General features: G+C 71.6%; 27 protein-coding genes. 25 read left to right on the top strand and 2 right to left on the bottom strand.

Going from position 1 to position 16079, the window contains the following annotated elements:
- Positions 1-43 precede the first annotated feature (43 nt).
- The 15 genes from GA0115242_RS03695 (at position 44) to GA0115242_RS03625 (ending at position 8530) form a co-directional block, all read left to right on the top strand.
- Entirely contained in the window at positions 44-1216 is a 1173-nt protein-coding gene (locus GA0115242_RS03695) for a hypothetical protein (RefSeq protein ID WP_093824442.1), read from the top strand.
- Complete coding sequence (locus tag GA0115242_RS03690) at positions 1198-1605, top strand: hypothetical protein (RefSeq protein ID WP_093824440.1); 408 nt, start codon at positions 1198-1200, stop codon at positions 1603-1605. The genes GA0115242_RS03695 and GA0115242_RS03690 overlap by 19 nt, the downstream gene beginning before the upstream one ends.
- Positions 1606-1761: 156 nt before the next feature.
- Entirely contained in the window at positions 1762-3429 is a 1668-nt protein-coding gene (locus GA0115242_RS03685; protein WP_093824437.1) for a hypothetical protein, read from the top strand.
- Positions 3426-3611, top strand: a complete 186-nt coding sequence (locus GA0115242_RS03680) for a hypothetical protein (RefSeq protein ID WP_093824435.1) — start codon at positions 3426-3428, stop codon at positions 3609-3611. The genes GA0115242_RS03685 and GA0115242_RS03680 overlap by 4 nt, the downstream gene beginning before the upstream one ends.
- Before the next feature lie 40 nt (positions 3612-3651).
- The gene (locus tag GA0115242_RS03675) at positions 3652-4053 is read left to right on the top strand and encodes a hypothetical protein (RefSeq protein WP_093824433.1); all 402 of its coding nucleotides are present in this window, start codon (positions 3652-3654) and stop codon (positions 4051-4053) included.
- A 70-nt stretch (positions 4054-4123) separates the two neighbouring features.
- Positions 4124-4498, top strand: coding sequence for a hypothetical protein (locus tag GA0115242_RS03670; protein ID WP_093824430.1), 375 nt, complete (start codon positions 4124-4126; stop codon positions 4496-4498).
- Positions 4495-5046, top strand: coding sequence for a hypothetical protein (locus GA0115242_RS03665; RefSeq protein WP_093824428.1), 552 nt, complete (start codon positions 4495-4497; stop codon positions 5044-5046). Before GA0115242_RS03670 ends, GA0115242_RS03665 begins: the two co-directional genes overlap by 4 nt.
- A gap of 62 nt (positions 5047-5108) precedes the next feature.
- Positions 5109-5312, top strand: a complete 204-nt coding sequence (locus tag GA0115242_RS03660) for a hypothetical protein (RefSeq protein WP_093824426.1) — start codon at positions 5109-5111, stop codon at positions 5310-5312.
- A gap of 256 nt (positions 5313-5568) precedes the next feature.
- The gene (locus GA0115242_RS03655) at positions 5569-5907 is read left to right on the top strand and encodes a hypothetical protein (RefSeq protein ID WP_093824424.1); all 339 of its coding nucleotides are present in this window, start codon (positions 5569-5571) and stop codon (positions 5905-5907) included.
- A 2-nt stretch (positions 5908-5909) separates the two neighbouring features.
- On the top strand, positions 5910-7259 hold the full coding sequence (locus GA0115242_RS40565) for a hypothetical protein (RefSeq protein WP_176729734.1): 1350 nt from the start codon (positions 5910-5912) through the stop codon (positions 7257-7259).
- Positions 7252-7452 carry a hypothetical protein gene (locus GA0115242_RS03645; protein WP_093824422.1) on the top strand — a complete coding sequence of 67 codons (201 nt, stop codon included), beginning with the start codon at positions 7252-7254 and terminating at the stop codon, positions 7450-7452. Before GA0115242_RS40565 ends, GA0115242_RS03645 begins: the two co-directional genes overlap by 8 nt.
- Positions 7449-7640, top strand: a complete 192-nt coding sequence (locus GA0115242_RS03640) for a hypothetical protein (protein WP_093824420.1) — start codon at positions 7449-7451, stop codon at positions 7638-7640. The genes GA0115242_RS03645 and GA0115242_RS03640 overlap by 4 nt, the downstream gene beginning before the upstream one ends.
- A gap of 53 nt (positions 7641-7693) precedes the next feature.
- Complete coding sequence (locus GA0115242_RS03635; protein ID WP_093824418.1) at positions 7694-7924, top strand: hypothetical protein; 231 nt, start codon at positions 7694-7696, stop codon at positions 7922-7924.
- 53 nt (positions 7925-7977) lie between these two features.
- Positions 7978-8196, top strand: a complete 219-nt coding sequence (locus GA0115242_RS03630; protein ID WP_093824416.1) for a hypothetical protein — start codon at positions 7978-7980, stop codon at positions 8194-8196.
- A gap of 25 nt (positions 8197-8221) precedes the next feature.
- The gene (locus tag GA0115242_RS03625) at positions 8222-8530 is read left to right on the top strand and encodes a hypothetical protein (RefSeq protein WP_176729733.1); all 309 of its coding nucleotides are present in this window, start codon (positions 8222-8224) and stop codon (positions 8528-8530) included.
- A gap of 81 nt (positions 8531-8611) precedes the next feature.
- On the opposite strand, the gene GA0115242_RS41450 is transcribed toward GA0115242_RS03625, so the two are convergent.
- Entirely contained in the window at positions 8612-8857 is a 246-nt protein-coding gene (locus GA0115242_RS41450) for a DUF3761 domain-containing protein (protein WP_093824412.1), read from the bottom strand.
- Positions 8858-9169: 312 nt separating this feature from the next.
- Here GA0115242_RS41450 and GA0115242_RS03615 point away from each other — a divergent pair, with 312 nt between their 5' ends.
- Both GA0115242_RS03615 and GA0115242_RS03610 read left to right on the top strand, forming a co-directional pair.
- On the top strand, positions 9170-9973 hold the full coding sequence (locus GA0115242_RS03615; protein WP_093824410.1) for a phosphotransferase: 804 nt from the start codon (positions 9170-9172) through the stop codon (positions 9971-9973).
- A gap of 166 nt (positions 9974-10139) precedes the next feature.
- Positions 10140-10505 carry a hypothetical protein gene (locus tag GA0115242_RS03610; protein WP_093824408.1) on the top strand — a complete coding sequence of 122 codons (366 nt, stop codon included), beginning with the start codon at positions 10140-10142 and terminating at the stop codon, positions 10503-10505.
- A gap of 345 nt (positions 10506-10850) precedes the next feature.
- On the opposite strand, the gene GA0115242_RS03605 is transcribed toward GA0115242_RS03610, so the two are convergent.
- The gene (locus tag GA0115242_RS03605) at positions 10851-11174 is read right to left on the bottom strand and encodes a hypothetical protein (RefSeq protein WP_202554886.1); all 324 of its coding nucleotides are present in this window, start codon (positions 11172-11174) and stop codon (positions 10851-10853) included.
- 165 nt (positions 11175-11339) lie between these two features.
- Between GA0115242_RS03605 and GA0115242_RS03600 the strand changes: the two genes are divergently transcribed.
- From GA0115242_RS03600 to GA0115242_RS40555, 8 genes are read left to right on the top strand one after another with little or no spacing between them, the layout of a single operon-like run.
- Complete coding sequence (locus tag GA0115242_RS03600; protein ID WP_093824404.1) at positions 11340-11678, top strand: hypothetical protein; 339 nt, start codon at positions 11340-11342, stop codon at positions 11676-11678.
- A complete protein-coding gene (locus GA0115242_RS03595) occupies positions 11675-11908 on the top strand; it encodes a hypothetical protein (RefSeq protein WP_093824402.1) in 234 nt (77 codons plus the stop codon). Before GA0115242_RS03600 ends, GA0115242_RS03595 begins: the two co-directional genes overlap by 4 nt.
- Positions 11909-11958: 50 nt before the next feature.
- The gene (locus GA0115242_RS03590; RefSeq protein WP_093824400.1) at positions 11959-13209 is read left to right on the top strand and encodes a nucleotide sugar dehydrogenase; all 1251 of its coding nucleotides are present in this window, start codon (positions 11959-11961) and stop codon (positions 13207-13209) included.
- Positions 13210-13236: 27 nt separating this feature from the next.
- Positions 13237-13395 (top strand): hypothetical protein, encoded by a 159-nt coding sequence (locus GA0115242_RS40560; RefSeq protein ID WP_161352992.1) that lies wholly within the window; start codon positions 13237-13239, stop codon positions 13393-13395.
- Positions 13395-14759: a glycosyltransferase family 2 protein gene (locus GA0115242_RS03585; RefSeq protein WP_093824398.1), complete on the top strand. Its 1365-nt coding sequence runs from the start codon at positions 13395-13397 to the stop codon at positions 14757-14759. Before GA0115242_RS40560 ends, GA0115242_RS03585 begins: the two co-directional genes overlap by 1 nt.
- 22 nt (positions 14760-14781) lie before the next feature.
- Positions 14782-15357: a hypothetical protein gene (locus GA0115242_RS03580; protein WP_093824397.1), complete on the top strand. Its 576-nt coding sequence runs from the start codon at positions 14782-14784 to the stop codon at positions 15355-15357.
- Positions 15354-15728, top strand: a complete 375-nt coding sequence (locus GA0115242_RS03575) for a hypothetical protein (RefSeq protein WP_093824394.1) — start codon at positions 15354-15356, stop codon at positions 15726-15728. Before GA0115242_RS03580 ends, GA0115242_RS03575 begins: the two co-directional genes overlap by 4 nt.
- A complete protein-coding gene (locus GA0115242_RS40555) occupies positions 15725-16078 on the top strand; it encodes a hypothetical protein (RefSeq protein ID WP_161352990.1) in 354 nt (117 codons plus the stop codon). Before GA0115242_RS03575 ends, GA0115242_RS40555 begins: the two co-directional genes overlap by 4 nt.
- The last annotated feature ends 1 nt before the right edge of the window (position 16079 follow it).

Below are 16079 nucleotides of genomic sequence, written 5' to 3'. Positions count from 1 at the left end.
GCGGCCTGCCCGAACCCTCCCACACCCTCACCTGGAGTTGACCATGACCGACCCGACCGAGACCGCCCGCGCGCTCGCCCTGCCGCCTGCCGCCGACCGGGCCGCCGCGCGCAAGGGGCCGCTCACGCTGGCCACGCCCTGCGCCGCCTTCGCCGTTGAGGACCGGGCCGCCCTCCGCGACCGCATCGCCGCCGCCATCCGCGGGCTGAACGAGCAGGAGGGTGGCGGTGTCCTGGCCGACCTAGACGAGGACGCCGATGTGCTGGCGCTCGCCGACGAGACGGCAGACGCCGAGACGCACACCTGCGACAACTGCGAAGGCGTCAGCCCGGACACCTGCTTCAACAACTCACACCGGCCGCCCGAGCAGTGCCCGCGCACCGAGACCGCCCGCGCGGTGCTGCACCGGCACGGGCTGCCCGAGGACGTGACCGCCCGCGCGCTCGCCCTGCACGCGCAGGAGCTGGCCGCCACCCGAACCGCCGCGCTGGAGGAGGCCGCCGACGCCGTCGAGGCCGACTCGTGGTCCCGGCGGGACCGGTGGGGTCGGTACGAGGACGAGGGCCGGGAAGCGGGCATGCGGGCCGCCGCCGCTCTGCTGCGCCGTCTGGCTGCCGAGGCGGGCGGGCCCCGCACCGTGGCGCAGCCGGACGAGGCGGCGCCCACCGTCTCGTGCAGCCTCGCCTTCCTCCGTGGCGGCCACGGGCCGCACGCCTGGGAGCCGCAGCCCGGTATGCGCCCGGTCCACTGCCCGGGTGTCGCCGCCGCGCCCGAGCCGGAGACCTCGGCCGCGCCCGAGACGACCTCGTGGGCGGGCGCCACCGAGGTGCCCACCGAGCGTGAGATCGCGGAGCGCGCGGCCAGCGGCCTCGTCGGCTACCGGCAGGGCCGGGGCACCCTCCTGCACTGCCTCGCCCACAAGCCGGTACCCGCGAGCCGGTGGGCCGACTTCCACGAGGTGACCGCCGACGAGCTGGACGACGGCGGGATCTGCGTGCACCCGCGCTGCGGACGCGACCTCCTCGCCCCGTGGCCCGCCGCGCCCGAGACGGAGGCCCGCCACTGCGGCAAGACCAAGGGCGTGAGCGGCATTTACTACCGGCCCTGCGACCGCCCTGCCGGACACCCGGAGGCGTACTGCCAGTCCGCCGACGGCAAGCATCTGTTCCTCCCTGCGCCCGAGACGGAGGCTCGACCGTGGCCGCAGACGACCTGACGCTCGCCCAACTCCGCCGCGAACTACGCCACCTCGTAGCCATCGCCGACAGCGCCGAACGCCCGAAGCCGGACCTCATCAACCCGCCGGACCACTCGATGCCCGGACTCGAATGGCGTGTCGACCAGCAAGCGCCGTTCGCCGCACGGCCACCGCTCTGGGTCGTGCGCGCCGTGGATGAGGCTGAGACCCGCGACTGCGTGTACGTCGCGCAGCCCGATCCCTACGTCATCTACGACTGGGAACGCGAACTCGACTTCGTGTCCATGCACCCCTCGGATGCCCGGCGTCTGGCGATGGCTCTTCTGGCCGCAGCCGACCGCGCCGACCACCTTGCGGCTGGCGTTCCCCGGCTTGCTGACCGCCCGCGTCCCCTTCACCCGGATTGAGATCAGCCCGTGAGGCCGGTGCCGCAGCTCCCCGGCCTCCTGGCCCTGACCGGTCTCGGTCTCGGTCTCGCCGCCGGATGTCTGCTCCTGGCCTCCCGCACCCGCTGGTGACGGTCAACTCACCCTGAATGAAACGGAATTCTCCCTGTGCCGAGCATGATGCCGCTGGCTTTCGTGGACTGCGAGACCACCCACCTCGACGCCGAGATCGGTGTCGCCTGGGAGGTCGCCGTGATCCTCAGAGAGTTCGAGGGTGGCCACCACACCGACACCGAGTACGTGTGGCAGATCCGCCCCAGCCTCGCCACCGCCGACCGCGAGGCCCTTCAGATCGGCCGCTACCTGGAGCGCTTCGCCGTGCCCCCGCACGCCGAGGCCGCCTACACCGGCGACGGCAGCGAAGCCCTCGTGGCCATGACCCGCGCGGAGGTGGTCACCGCCATCACCAGCCTCCTGTCCGGCACCGTGGTCATCGGCTCCAACCCCGGGTTCGACGACCGGCACCTGCGCCGCCTCCTCGGCCCCGGCCGCGCCCAGTGGCACTACCGCCCCTACGACATCGTCCAGCTCGCCGCGGCCCGCACCGGCCTCGAGGCCGCAGGCCCCCTGCCCTGGTCCTCCCGCACCCTCTCCCGCACCCTCGGAGTCGAACCGCCCGCCGACGACGTCGCGCACACCGCGCTCGGAGACGCCCGCTGGGTCCGTGACCTGTACGACGCCGCCCGCACGCAGGTTGTCCGCCCGCACGCGGAACTGCGGGACCTCGTCGCCGGCACCCTCTACGCCCACTGGAACCGCGGCCGTACCTGGGCCGACGCCCACCCGCACGACCGGGTGGCCTACGGCGCCGACGCCGACGCCGCGATCCGCGCGCTGGCCGCCGCCGCGGAGCGGCCGTACGCGGTCGCGGTCCGCGCCGACATCTACCGCGAGATCCTCGACCGCCTCCACCTCTACGCCGACACCCGTGAAGCCCAGGTCGGCGGTATCGACGCGGTCCTCTCCTGCGTCAGCGCCTGGACCGAGCAGGCCGGACGCATCATCACCGACGCCGTGTCGCGCGCGGCTGGGGTCCGCCAGGCGGGCTTCGCTCTGACGCCCGACACCCAGCCCGAGGTGGAGATCCCGGACCTGTGCCGAACCGTCGTCGACGACGAACCAGTCTCCGTCAGTGGCCTGCCCGGTCAGGACCCCGACCTTGTGCAGGAGATCGTCCGCGCGGCGCGGCGCAGGTATGAAGCCAGGTCGTGCGAATGCGGAGGCACAGTCACACACCCCGAGTGCCCCGTCCACGCCCTGGGGGTGAGCGCGGCCGACGCCTGCCGCACCATCACCGTCGACGTCGGCCTGGCCGCCGCCGCGCTGCTGGCCCTGCTGCCCACCTACAAGGCGGCGATGCTCCACGAGGCAGCCAACGCCGTAGCCCAGCACACCGGCGACCCCGCCGCCATGCTGCACAGCCTGGCCGCCGAGGCGGAACAGCCAGAGCCCAGGACACCGGACGCCTTTGCCCGCCGCGAGTTGTACGCCACAGCGGTCTCGAGGTGGGACCGTGACCCGGAGCAACACCTCTACGTGCAGTGCGCTGACGCCGTGCTCAAGGTCGCGGACGCTGAACAGGCCCGGCTTCGCCGAGAGCGTGACCTCGCCGTCGACCTGGTCGACGAAGTGCGCGTCCTCGTGGCCAGCCCCGAAGAGGCCCGCGCGGTTGTCGGCCGACTGCAGCGCCTGCTCGCCAGGCCTGCCGATCCGGCCCGGCTCGGGCCCGAGCTGCTTGACCACAACGGCCCGGGCATCACCGACGAATCCGGCAGCGTCGAGTGAACGGCCTATTCATCTTCGTCGGCGCGCTCATCGGCTGGGCCGCCCTCGCAACCGTCGCCATCGCGCTGCTCGTCACCGCGGGCGCTCTCGCTCTCTTCTTCGCCGCCCGCGCCGCCCGCGCCGCCCGCCGCAGGATGCCCCAGACCCTGCCGCGTCCTCGACCAGACCACTCCCGCACCTGACCCAAACCGCCAACAACCTCTATCTGACAGTGGAGTTGCCATGCCTCAGTCGCACACGCAGCGTGCTATCTCGTACACCCGGCGTGAGTTCGTAGTCCCCGTCGACCAAACGCACGGCGCCAACCACACCGCCGTCAACGCCGCCTGGCAGGACGCCATCCGCTCCTACCGCGCCGACCACCAACTCCCCGCGGACGCCACGATCCCCGAAGGCGCGGTCGCCTTCTGGCCCGGTGTCGACGAGATCATCGTGAGCTACGAGCGCGAGCGCCCCGCCCAGCCGTCCCTCGACGACGTCGCCCGCACCCTCGCCGCCCACGACCAGGCAACCGGACGTCAGTCCATCCCGTACTCGAGCCTCACGGCCGTGGACCACGAGGCGTACCACGCCGCGGCCCGTGACGTCCTCGCCATCCTCCAGCCCGCCGCGCCCCGAGCCTGACAAAAGCCCCTCTCGCGGGGCGCGCACGAGCCGCGCCCCCGCCCCTTCCCCGGCGTGAAAGGCCCACCCGATGCACCCACTTGCCGACATCGACAACGCGATCACCCTCCTCCGAGCACCCCAACCCCGAGGACGCGTCGACAGCAACAGCGAGCACCTCCTCATCTACCTCGCCGCCCTCATGCGACTCCGTGACCCGCTGACGACCTGGCTCGAGGAAGAACAGGAACGGCTCTCGCTCCTGGGCGCCCGGATCGATCGCCCCGACGACGAGCCCGCCGTCCAGTTCGCCCGAGCCCTCCTCGGCACCACCCCGGTCCTGGACCGGCACCCGGACCGGGAGACGCTCGAAAAGCTCCCCTCCACGGTGATCGTCGACAACTCCCGGGCCACCCTCAACGGCTCTGTGCAGCCCGCCGGGCGGCAGACGGAGGGCGGCCGGTGAGCACCACCATCACCCTCCACTGCAACCGCTCATGGGCCGACGGCGCCTGCACGGTGCGCCTCTACACCGACGCGCCCAGCATCACGGAAGCACGCGGGATCGGCCGCGGCCTCGGCTGGCGCACCCACCCCAGCGGCCAGGACTTCTGCCCCGGCCACTCCGGCACCTCGCCGACGCCGGCGTCGAACGTCTTCTACCTCACCCAGTCCGCCGGACCTGCCCAGCACCAGGGCGCTCCCGAAGGTCCCACGCCCCTCGAGACCTGCGACACCGCAGCCAGGGAGCTCCGCACCCTCGCAGCGGCCACCAGCCACGAGATCGTCACCAACCCCTACTGGCACTCCGAGAACGCCGAGCGGGGGCTCTGGTTCACGAACGGTGTCGGCAACGCCGTCAGCGGCCCACCAGGAGTCCTCGCCGGCCTCCTCGACCCCGTCGCCGCGCGACTCCTCGCGCAGATCCTCGGCAGCCACCGCAACACCCAGAAACCCATCCCCGCCGAGGTATTCCTCCTCGCCCGAGCCATCCAGCGCAACCGCGCCCGATGACGGCCCACCCTCATCAGCCGCAAAGCCCCACGCCGCCGCCACTACCTACCAGGAGCAGAACTGTGCAGCAGCCCGATCAGATCCAGTACGCCCGACGCTTCGTCATCCGCGCCCCGGACCAACCCGACCTCCACGGAGTGGAGTTCCCCTCCGGCCGCGTCATCTTCGACCTCCCCGACCAGGGCCTCGGGGGAGCCACCGACATCACCCACGTCGGCGAACTCCACGCGGGAACCGTCCACTTCGCTGACGAGGAGACCTCATGATCACCCGCGAGCCCGTACCCGAAGACGATGACGAAGACGGCTCCAACGGCCCCTACTGCGGCACCACCAGCCGCTTCGGCGGAGCAGCCAGGTGACAGACCTCCGGATCACGCCCTTCAAGTGCCCCTTCTGCGTAGGCGGACGACTCCCCGACCCCGACGAGTCCCTCGGTGAGCGATGCCACCACTGCACGGGTGAGGGACTCACCGACGACCCGTGCGGCCCCGCAGACCGCGCCCCACGCCCACCCGCCGTCATGCGCACCCCGTGCGCCGACTGCGCCTACCGGCCCGGCTCGCCCGAACGCGAAGCCCTCGGCGCGCAGCTCCCCGAGAACGAGCCGTTCTTCTGCCACCAGGGACTGCCCATCTCCGCCACCGGCGCATACACCCCCGTCGCGACGTTCCGCGGGCTGCCCCTCGGCGCGATGGTCTGCGCCGGCTGGTGGGCTGCCCAGACCGGCGAACCACTGCCCGGCAAGCCCTACCGAGACGTCCCCGTCACCGCCAACCACGTCGAAGCCCTATGGGGACACACCCCGCACATCCTCACCGAGCCGGCCGCTGAAGCAACCACACCCCGCACCGAGGGATGACCATGACCGAGACCCGCTGGAACGGCGACCCCTGCACCGCTCGCCGCCTCCGAGCCGTCGTCACCGACAACACCGCCTTCCCCGCCTACTGGGCCCGGCACCTCACCGGCACCCTCCGCGATGTCGTCGAAGTCACCTACGCAAGCCACACCTTCTACCTCGACGACGAGGACGGCAGCGCCTGGCGGAAGGTCACCACCGGCGGCTCCCCACAGACGGAACACCGCACCATCACCATCGACCCCTGCACCATCCAGGCACGCCCCGCACCCGACCCGACGCACCCCCTCCAGGATCGCCTTGCCACCGCGCTGAAGACGGCCTGCAGCAGTGGCCACGGACAGGAAGCCGGATTCGACGCGGAGAAGGCCTCCGCCACGGCGCTCGCCGTCCTGGAGGAGTACCTCGACATCGACGACGCGGAGGCATGGTGCAAGGCATGCCTCCGCACCTGGGGTGGCCCCGAGCACCGCTGCGACGGCGACGCCGAACAACGCCTCGCCGCCCTCCGCGAGTCTCTGGTCACTCCCCGCCCCGGCATCGATGACGCGGCCCGCCTCGAGCTCGTCCGCCAACTCGACGCCACGCCCCCGTCGTCCACACCGCTGACACCGGACGCCCGGGTCGTCGCCCTGTACGAGCGGTGGATCGCCGCCGGAGCACCGCCGCTCGGCGTCTCCATGGCCCGGTGGTGGGACGCCCGACTCGCCGAGCTGCACACCGCGATCACCCCGCTTCCCTCGGACGAGGACAACCCCGACGGCCGCCGTCACACCATGCGGCTGCTCGCCGCTCGCGCCACCCACAGCCTCACCCCCGAAGACAGCCACCTCCTGCGCACCCTCATCGACGCAGAGATCCGCGACGTCGAAGCCGCTCGCACAGAGACCGCTCACTGGCTGGCCTTCATCGACCGCGGCATGAACAACCACATCCGCTTCAGTCTCCGCAACCCCGACGGAAGCACCGAGCAACTCCCCTGCGCGGACTGGTGCTACGCCTGCCACCTCAGCCGCGCGGAGGCCGAGCGCGACGCCGCATACCGCGAGCGCGCGCAGCTCCTCGCCTGGCTCGCCGCCCTCCACCCCGCGAACGCCGTCCGCACCCCCGCCCTGGACGTCGAGGACCAGGAGGGCTGGCAGCTCCTCTACCTGACCGTCGGCGGACGGCAGATGTCCTGGCACATCCACCCGCGCGACGCCGACCTCGTCCAGCACGTGACGCCCGTCAACGCCGACGATGAGCGGGCGCAGTGGGACGGGCACGACACGGAGCAGAAGTACGAGCGGATGCGCGGGCACGTCCGACTCCTGGCGCTGGGCGAGGGCGAGGACGTGGTGCGCGATGCATGACCTGTCCGCCGGCCCCGGCCTCCTCGTCCTGGCCGCCCTCCTCTGCATCGCAGGCGGTCTACTGACGTTCGTCACCGCGGGCGTCATCGCCCTCTGCACCGCCATCAGCTACGCCCGCTCCGTCCGCCGCGTGCGCACCCTGCACCGCCAGATCACCCACGGCGACCACTGCACAACCCTGGAGGGCCCATGACCCCGCCCATCCCGGAGCAGCGCCCGGCCGACGACGAGGAAGCGCAGCGCGCCGAGCTGGAGGCGGCGCAAGCAGCCATCAAGCGCGTGCGCGAGCGCTGCTGCGGAGTCCGCGACCGCAACGGAGCGGACGGCAACTACGAGGCCCCAGCCCCGAGCGCCTTCGACGGAACCGAGCCCACCGTCTGACCACTCGACCGCTTGACTGGGCCCATCGGCCGGGCCCCAGCGAGGAGAAACACGTGACCGACACACCCGCCCCCGCAATCGACCAGATCTGGCAGGACAACGACCCGCGCAGCCACGGACGCAAGGTGCGCATCACCGAGATCGACGGCACTCACGCGATCGTCGAACTCGTCGTGCTCCGCAGCGTCGGCCACCGCGGCTCCAAGCCGGGTCGACGCACGCGGATCCGCCTCGACCGCTTCCGGCCGACCAGCACCGGCTACCGCTACGTCGGCCCCGCCTGACCACCCGACCCCGCCGCCACCCAACTCGCCACCACGACCACGGGGGAGTACCTGTGACCGAGACCCAAATCCGCGCCATCGTCCGCCCGATCCGCGACGGCGGACCCATCAGCCGCTTCTACGCCACCGGGGAAATCCAGCCCGGCCTCATCCCCGCCCTCGGCGCCGCCACCGTCGACCTCGACGACACGTCGGCCGACGAGGTCGACGACGTCATCTCCTACGTCGCGGCCGTCGGCGAACGCCCGCCCGTCACCGGCTGGCCGCTCTGAGGTGCCGAAGCTCCTGGAAGTGCGCATGCCCACGCCCTCCGGCTGGGACCCTGACGGCATGACCAACCCCCGCCGCAGCGCCTTCATCCAGGCCATGCAGATCCACCAGGGCACCGCCACCGACCACGCCCTCGCCGCCCACCTCCCGCAAGGGAAAGCGAACCTGGCCGCGGGCGCCGCGGCCTTCGCCGAGGCGATCGTCGCCGGAGTCCGGCACGTCGCGGCCACGCACGGGCCCGAGGCCGCGGACGCCCTCGTCGAGGCCATGTCCACCACGCTCAAGGGCGCCACGGTGACCACCCTCCTGGCGGCGCAGAGGCAGATGACGGAGTAGGAGTACCTGCGAACGCCGCTGCGCCCCGTCCTCCCGAAGAGGCGGGGCGCAGCAGGCCGAAGACTTCCCGAGCAGCGACGGCTACCGGTACCAGTACCGCACGCCGTGGTGCCTCGAGCAGGTCCCCCGCGCGTGAGCGCTGTAGGAGTAGCTGCCGTCCTTGCACCGCGCCATCGCCCCGCGCGGGTGCGGCGAGTTCGCCCGGCACACCCCCGTCGTGTGCCGGGCACAGGTAGCTGCCACCGCATCCGTCGCCACGGCCACCGGCGCCAGCAGCGCTCCCGCCAGCAGCGCTCCCGCAACTGCGGCCCTCAGTCTCGTCAACATGACGCCCCCTCGATTCAGATCAACTTCGGAGCAGCGAGCATCCACCCGCAGCCCCAGCCGTCGACGACGAACCGGTGCCTCGTCACCTGGCTGTGACACCCGTAGCGCTCGCGTTGCCGAGCGTTCGAGACGAACGAACAGGGAGCCGGACCGAGCCGTCCACGCCTCCGTGCGCCCTCCCGGCACGCCCCCGCCACCACTACAGTGCCGCCCGTACCAGCACGAAAGGATGCCCGCCATGGCCGAATGCGATCACGAATGGGTCCAGTGGAGCGGCGCGAACCGCTGCCGCAAATGCGGGGCCACCCAGCAGTGACCCACATCCCGTGGGCCGGGCTCCCGGCCCACATCCACGACGCCGTGACGACCCGGCACGGGACCATCACCGCCGTACGCGACATCACCGCCGGGTTCAACTGCCACGCTGCAGCCGTCCTCGACACCGGCAGCGGAGCACTCTTCGTGAAGGCCACCCGGGGGCACTCCGCCGGCCATGACCGAGAAGCCGCCGTCGCACCCCACACCGGCCCCGCGGCGCCCGCACTCCTGTGGCGCACCACCTCCTCCTGCTCCTCCTGGGACTGGGACCTGATCGCCTTCCACGCCGTCGACGGCCTCCACGCCGACCTCACCCCCGGCTCCCCGCACCTCGCCGCCGTCGCCGACCTCCTCACCGCCGCCGAGCTGCCGGCCCCCAGCACACCTCACCTCCCCTCCTGGTCCGACCAGTGGGCCGCACACGCCACGCCAGGGGAGCTTGAGCAGTTGCACGGAACCCACCTCGTCCACGGCGACATCAACCCCCACAACCTCCTCGCCGACAGCACCCGTATCTGGCTGGTCGACTGGGCGCTCGCCGCACGCGGCCCCGCCTGGGCCGACACCGCCGAAACCGCCATCCGGCTCATCGAGGACGGCCACACTGCGGCCGGCGCCAGCGCTTGGGCCAGCACCGTACCCGCGTGGCGTGCCGCCGACCCGGCTGCCGTCGCACTGTGGGCGGAACTGCGATGCCGGGCCCTGACTGCTGCAGTAGGCCCTGATGGGGCCCGACGCAGCAACGACCGGCACCAGGCGCTGGCCACGGAGCGGGCACAGGGCGCACCCGCTGCCTGACCCGCTACGAGCAGATGCCGAGCATCCCCTCGAGAACGGTGACCGCGGCCCGGGCTGGGTGACGAAGAACCCCGCCATCTACCGCAACAGGCCACCCGCCACCCCAATTCAGACAAGGCGGAAGGACCCCGCCCCGCCGGGTCCACGTCACGGCGACAGTGACAGCATGGACCTGCTATCCGAGATCTACGAGGTACAGCGCCTCCACCTCGCCTCTGCCGAGCCGGACGGCGAAGACCGCACCCGCGAGTTCCTGGTCCGCCGCGCCGCCGTCATCGACCGCCTGGCGGACAGCCCACTCGATCCCGACGAGGCCGCACAGCAGCTCGTCGACGCCGACACGTACGCCCGCGCGCTCCTCGCTCACGACCTGGCCCACGGCACCAGCCGCGGGCCCATCCCGGCCGGGGACCTCCGCTGGACGGACCACCCCCGCAGCTACGCCCGCCAGGAGCACGAGGCATGGGTGCTTACACAAGATCTCCAGTCGCGCTCGGGAGACGAGACCTCACCGTCCGCCTCCGACGCCTGACTACCTATCGGCCGTACGTCCTGGGCACCCGAACACCTTGTGGTGCTGCCCGGCCGCTTCGCGCGGCTGGGTGACGTCCTCGCGGCGGCGGGACGGAGGAGTCGGCTGTCGGCCCGCGCTCGGCGAGCTGAAGGGGGGCCGCCTCCGGCACTCGGGGAGTTAGTTTCGGCCGACGTCTATCGGTGTGGCCGATTTGTGGTGCATGGTGGTCCTGGTGGTTGAGCCCCCCAGGTGAAGCCCCCAAGTCGGGTCCTGCCGCACTGATGGCGGCAGGACCCGCCGCGCCTCCCGGCTCCCCACGGGAGGCCACACGGATCCCCCGCCTGCGGCAAACCCGGCGGGGGGTCAGGCGCCTTCGGGCGCCTCGGGTTCCGCCTCCCCCTTTTTCGGCTTCCTCCGGTTGCCCCAGGGGCCGGAATGTCCGCGCACGATGTCCTGCACCGTGCCCAGGGACACACCGAGGCGCGTCGCGATCACACGGAAAGACACGGGCGGAACCTCCGCGCGCCAGTCGAGCACGATTCGGCGGCGCTCTTCGCGCAGGTCCGGCTCCCCCTCGGACTGCGCCTTGAGGAGCTGGGTGATGGCTCGCCCCCGGCGTTCGGGATCCTCGATGACCCTCACTGCGTTCACCGCGTCGACCACCCGCTGGACCTCCTCCTCGATCAACACCTGCTCCTTCGGGATTTGGGCAGGCCGCTTCCGCAAGCGTATGGCATGCCATACAGTGGCGGAAGCAGCCCGATGGCTGCTGATGCACAAAGCCCCCCGACCCGGGCCTGCATGCCCATTGGGACGGGGGGCGTCCACCCTGACAGCGACGAAAGGGCAGACATGCCCAACCGTACCGACCACACCACCGGCAACGGGCCCGCACCCCACGACGACTCCACCTGGCGCCGCACCACCACCGCCCGCGCCTTCATCGCCCTCGCCGGTCGGCTCGCCCAGCTCGCCACCCGCCAGCACCCCCTCGGCGGCACCTGGCAGCCCTGCATGACCAGCGGCTACCTCGCCACCCTCACCCCCAGCATCATCGGCAGCCTCCTGCCCGCCGTGTCCTACGACCACCGAGCCCTCGTCGGCCCGCTCGTCACACAGGCGCTGCCCCCGGTGGACGGAACGATCGCCGAGTACGCGGCGCGGCTGCGCACGCTGGCGGTGGCGCAGTGAGCCGCGACCTGGGACCCGTCGACCTCACCGACGTCGTCGAGGACCTGGGCGCCACGGCCCCCGAGCTCCTGGCGCGCTGCGCCGCCGACCTCCGGAACTCGCGCACGGCCCAGCAGCAGCGCGAGACGACCGGAGAGTCCGGAATCCGCGAGGGGCTTCTCCCGGGGAACAGCCCCTGCCCCGCCCGGAAGCACGCCGCCGACTGGGCGCCCTCGACCGGACACGTCTAGGCCCCGCCTCCGCTGACCCCAGCTTCCGGTATCTGGAAGGACCTCCACTCGTGAAGATCGCCGTGATGGGGCAGGGCTACGTCGGCCTGCCCCTCGCCATGGCCGCCGTCACCGCCGGCCACACCGTCATCGGGTTCGAACCCGCCGAGGAGCGACTGCTCCACCTCATGAACGGCAAGTCGTACGTCGACGACGTCGACGACCAGGCGCTGGCCGGAGCTCTGCTGACCGGCCGCTACGAGCCCACCCGCCACCCGGCAGAGCTCGCCGACTACGACGTCGCCGTCATCACCGTGCCCACGCCCCTCGCCAACGGCCAGCCCGATCTGTCCTTCGTCGAGAACGCGACCCGCACCCTCGCCGCACACCTGCAGGCCGGTGCGCTGGTCGTGCTGGAGTCCACGACGTACCCGGGCACCACCCGCGACATCGTCGTCCCGATCCTGGAGAAGGCCACCGGATGGACCGCCGGTGAGGACTTCCACGTCGGCTTCAGCCCCGAGCGGATCGACCCCGGCAATCCGGCGTGGACGTTCGGGAACACCCCGAAGATCGTGTCCGGACTCACCCGCGGCTGCCGCGACCTGGCCGAGCGTTTCTACGCCGGGATCACCCAATGCACCGTCCTCGCCGAGACCCTCGAGGAAGCCGAGCTCGCGAAGGTCTTCGAGAACACGTTCCGGCACGTCAACATCGCCCTCGTCAACGAACTCGCCCAGCTCGCGCACGTCCTGGGCGCCGACGTCTGGCGCACCCTCGACTTGGCGGGCACCAAGCCGTTCGGGTTCGCCAAGTTCCTGCCGGGGCCGGGCGTCGGGGGGCACTGCCTGCCGGTTGATCCCGTCTACCTCACCCACCACGCCCGCACCCGCCACGGCCACGCCGTCCGCCTCGTCGAGCTCGCCCAGGACATCAACAGCGTCCAGCCCGACTACGTGGTCCAGCGCCTTCAGGACGGCATCAACCAGCGCCACCACCTGGGCATGTTCGGAGCCCGGATCCTCGCGCTCGGCGCGGCCTACAAGCCCGGCACCGCCGACATGCGCCAGTCCCCGGCGCTCGAGGTCATCAGGCGCCTCACTGCGAAGGGAGCGCTCGTCACCGTCATCGACCCGAGCCCGATGCCCAACTACGTGGGGATCACCGGCTCGCGGGTGCCGGACGACCTGAGCCACTACGACGCCGTCGTGCTGCTCACACCGCACGACGAGTTCGACCTCCAGCGCGTCGCCGACGGGTCGGCCTACGTGCTGGACACGCGGGGCGTCATGCCCGTCGCCCCGCACATCGAGCGGCTCTAGCCGCCCAACTCACAGGAGAAACAGGTCATGTACGGGAGAGGAACCCTCGCGAAGACCGGCGCGTCCGTCGCGCTCTTCGGAGGCACCGCGGCATTCAGCTGGACCATTGCCGCGATCATCGCGCTCGTCGTGGGCGGTGCGTTGATCTACCGCGCCGCGAACCGCGGAAAGAGGTACGCGGGCTGATGAGGTACAGCAGGCTCGCCGCCTGCGTCTTTGGCGCGGTGGGGGTGGCCGCCTGGGCGGCCACCTACCACCTCGCCATCGGCGACAGCGACCGGCACTTCCTGACCGCCCTGTACTTGTTCGACGCAGGGCTCATCACCTTCTACATCTCCTCCCTCGAGGTCAACTCGCACTGGTCGCGGCGCCGCATCGCGACCGGGCGGGTCGTCGCGATCGTCCCCGCCTTCGAGGAAGAACCCGAGCTGCTGCGCGCCGCGCTCGACGCGCTGCTGCGGCAGACCTACCCCGTCACCGAGATCCACGTCATGGACGACGGCTCCGCAAAGGCCCCGGTCCGCCCGTTTCCACACCCGAAGATCCGCTGGCACCGGCAACCCAACGGCGGTAAGCGCTGCGCGCAGGCCGGCGTCCTGCAGACGCTGCGCCGCCAGGACTGGGACTTCATCCTCACCGTCGACTCCGACTCCGTGCCCGGGGACGACGCCCTCGAGCACCTCATGCGCGCCATGTCGAAGCGGCGCGTCATGGCGGCGACGGGCCTGATCCTGACCCGGAACTTCGCCGACAACTGGATCACCCGGATCTCGGACCTGAACATCGGCACGTCCTGCCTGATGATCCGCTCGTCCCGGTCCGTCCTGGGTGCCGTGGAGACCACCTCCGGCGCTCTGGCCCTCTACCGGGCCCACGTGGTCTTCGACAACTTGGCCGACTACGTGTCCTCCGGCACCAACGGCGACGACCGCCGCCTCACCATGTATGCGCTGCTGCGGGGAGACGTCGTCGTCGTCAACGACGCCGTCGTCCACTCCGCGATGCCCGACAGTCTGGGCGGCCTCTTCAAACAGCGTCTCCGCTGGGGCAAGTCGTCCTGGCAGGCTCTGCCGTTCGCGGTGATCAACCTGGAGTGGAAGAAGCTCCTCTTCCCCCTCCTCGCCGTCACCCAGTGGATCATGCTGCCGGTCCTGCTCACCATGACCGCGTCCGGCGTCTTCTTCCACACCGCCCCCGAGTACGTGGCCATCGCCTTCGGCTCTTACCTCGCCATCCGGTACGCCGAGACCGCCCAGTACATGATCCGCCGGCCGCACATGCACTGGACCACCAAGCTGCTCACGTGGCTGTGGGCCACCCCGGTCGAGCTCATCGTCAAGGTCGCCGTGATCTACCCGGCGAAGTACTGGGCCGTCGCCAAGCTCCGCGACCGCGGATGGGTCACCCGCGGCAACGCTCACGCCGGCCCCACCCTCCCCGCCCCGCGCCCGGCCCCTGACGCAACCCAGCAACTGCCGCCCGTCGCGAAGCTCCTGGACCCCCACGCCGACAACGAAACGACCCTCCAGCTCGCTCTCCGGCGACGCTGACCCAGACAGGGAGCACCAGATCGTGAAGCACACGCCCGAACACCTCTTCACCGCCCGTCACCGGGCCCTGCGGAAGATCCTCGGCAGCGCCGTTCGGCTCGGCGTCCTCTCCGACGCCGCCAACCAGATCGAGAGCCTCCCGCAGGACTGGGAGCTTGACCCCGGCCGCGGCGACGCTGTCCTCCATCTGCGCCAGTGGGCGCAGTCCTCCACACCCGTCGCCCTCAACCTCGACTGGGCGGGCAGCGTCGACTACCCGGACGGGACCGCGCTCACAGAAAGGGCCGTCATCAGGTGCGCCAGCGACGCCGGCATCGCTGTGAACGTCGAGATCCTGCCGGAGGAGCGGGTCCGGCTCGCGTCGCTCCTCGACGTGGAGCTCCGCGACCTCGCCGCCGTCTGCCCCACCCGCGGCTGCGGGACCGACCACGACTTCGACCCCGTCGACATGTTCGGCTGGACCCGGCTCCTGGTCGCCGGCACCGACGACGTCTACCGCTGGTACTGCACCCCCACCTGCGTCTCCAACGCCCTGGCCCGCGCCGGTGAGACCCTCGCCGCCGCCGACCAGCGCGCCGAGCTGGACGGTGACCTGTGACCAGCCCCGGACCCGGATGGGCCGCAATCGAGTCGCAGCTCCAGCACGGCGTCGACCAGGTCGAGGCTGCCGCGTTCCGCTTCGGCCAGCGAGCGCGCGCCCTCATCCCCTCGCTCCCCACTCATCTGCCCCTTCCCTCCTCGGTCGACGTCCACTTCGGGAGCCGAGAGAAGCCCGGCGACTCGAGCTGGATCCAGATCCTCTGTGAGAGCCCGGAGGACGTCCGGCAGTGGGCGGAGCACTGGGGCGCCCCCGTCGCGGAGACGCCCTTCAGCTCCAGTTCGCTTTACGTCGATGTCCGCAGCGTCGTCGACGGGCTGACGGTCCATGCGACCGCGACCAAGTTCCTGCCCTCCGGAGGGCAGGAATGAACAGGGCCGCGCGGGGCGCGGCGGCCGCGGTCGTGCTCGCCGTCGCGCTCACCGCTTGCACGCCGGGCCACTCCAGCAGCCCGGCGCACGGCCGGGTCGTCGAGAAGACGCACACCGCGGCGCACACCACGTGGACCAGCGAACGCCGCAACCGCAGCGTGTGCACCACCCAGACCAAGCACCGCCTGCGGAAGACCACAACCGTCCGCACGTGCCGCCAGGTACCCGCCGGAACCCGCCGTGTACCGCACCGCACCGCCGAGTGCTGGCAGCTCCTGCTCGACACCGGCACCACGGTCTGCGTCAGCAGCTCCCGTTGGCGCCGGACCCACGTCGGCGACCGCTACTGAC

Source organism: Streptomyces sp. SolWspMP-5a-2, from assembly GCF_900091845.1.
GTDB lineage: Bacteria > Actinomycetota > Actinomycetes > Streptomycetales > Streptomycetaceae > Streptomyces > Streptomyces doudnae.
The sequence above is the reverse complement of the archived record's forward strand: the minus strand, read 5'-3'. Positions and strand labels throughout refer to the sequence as shown.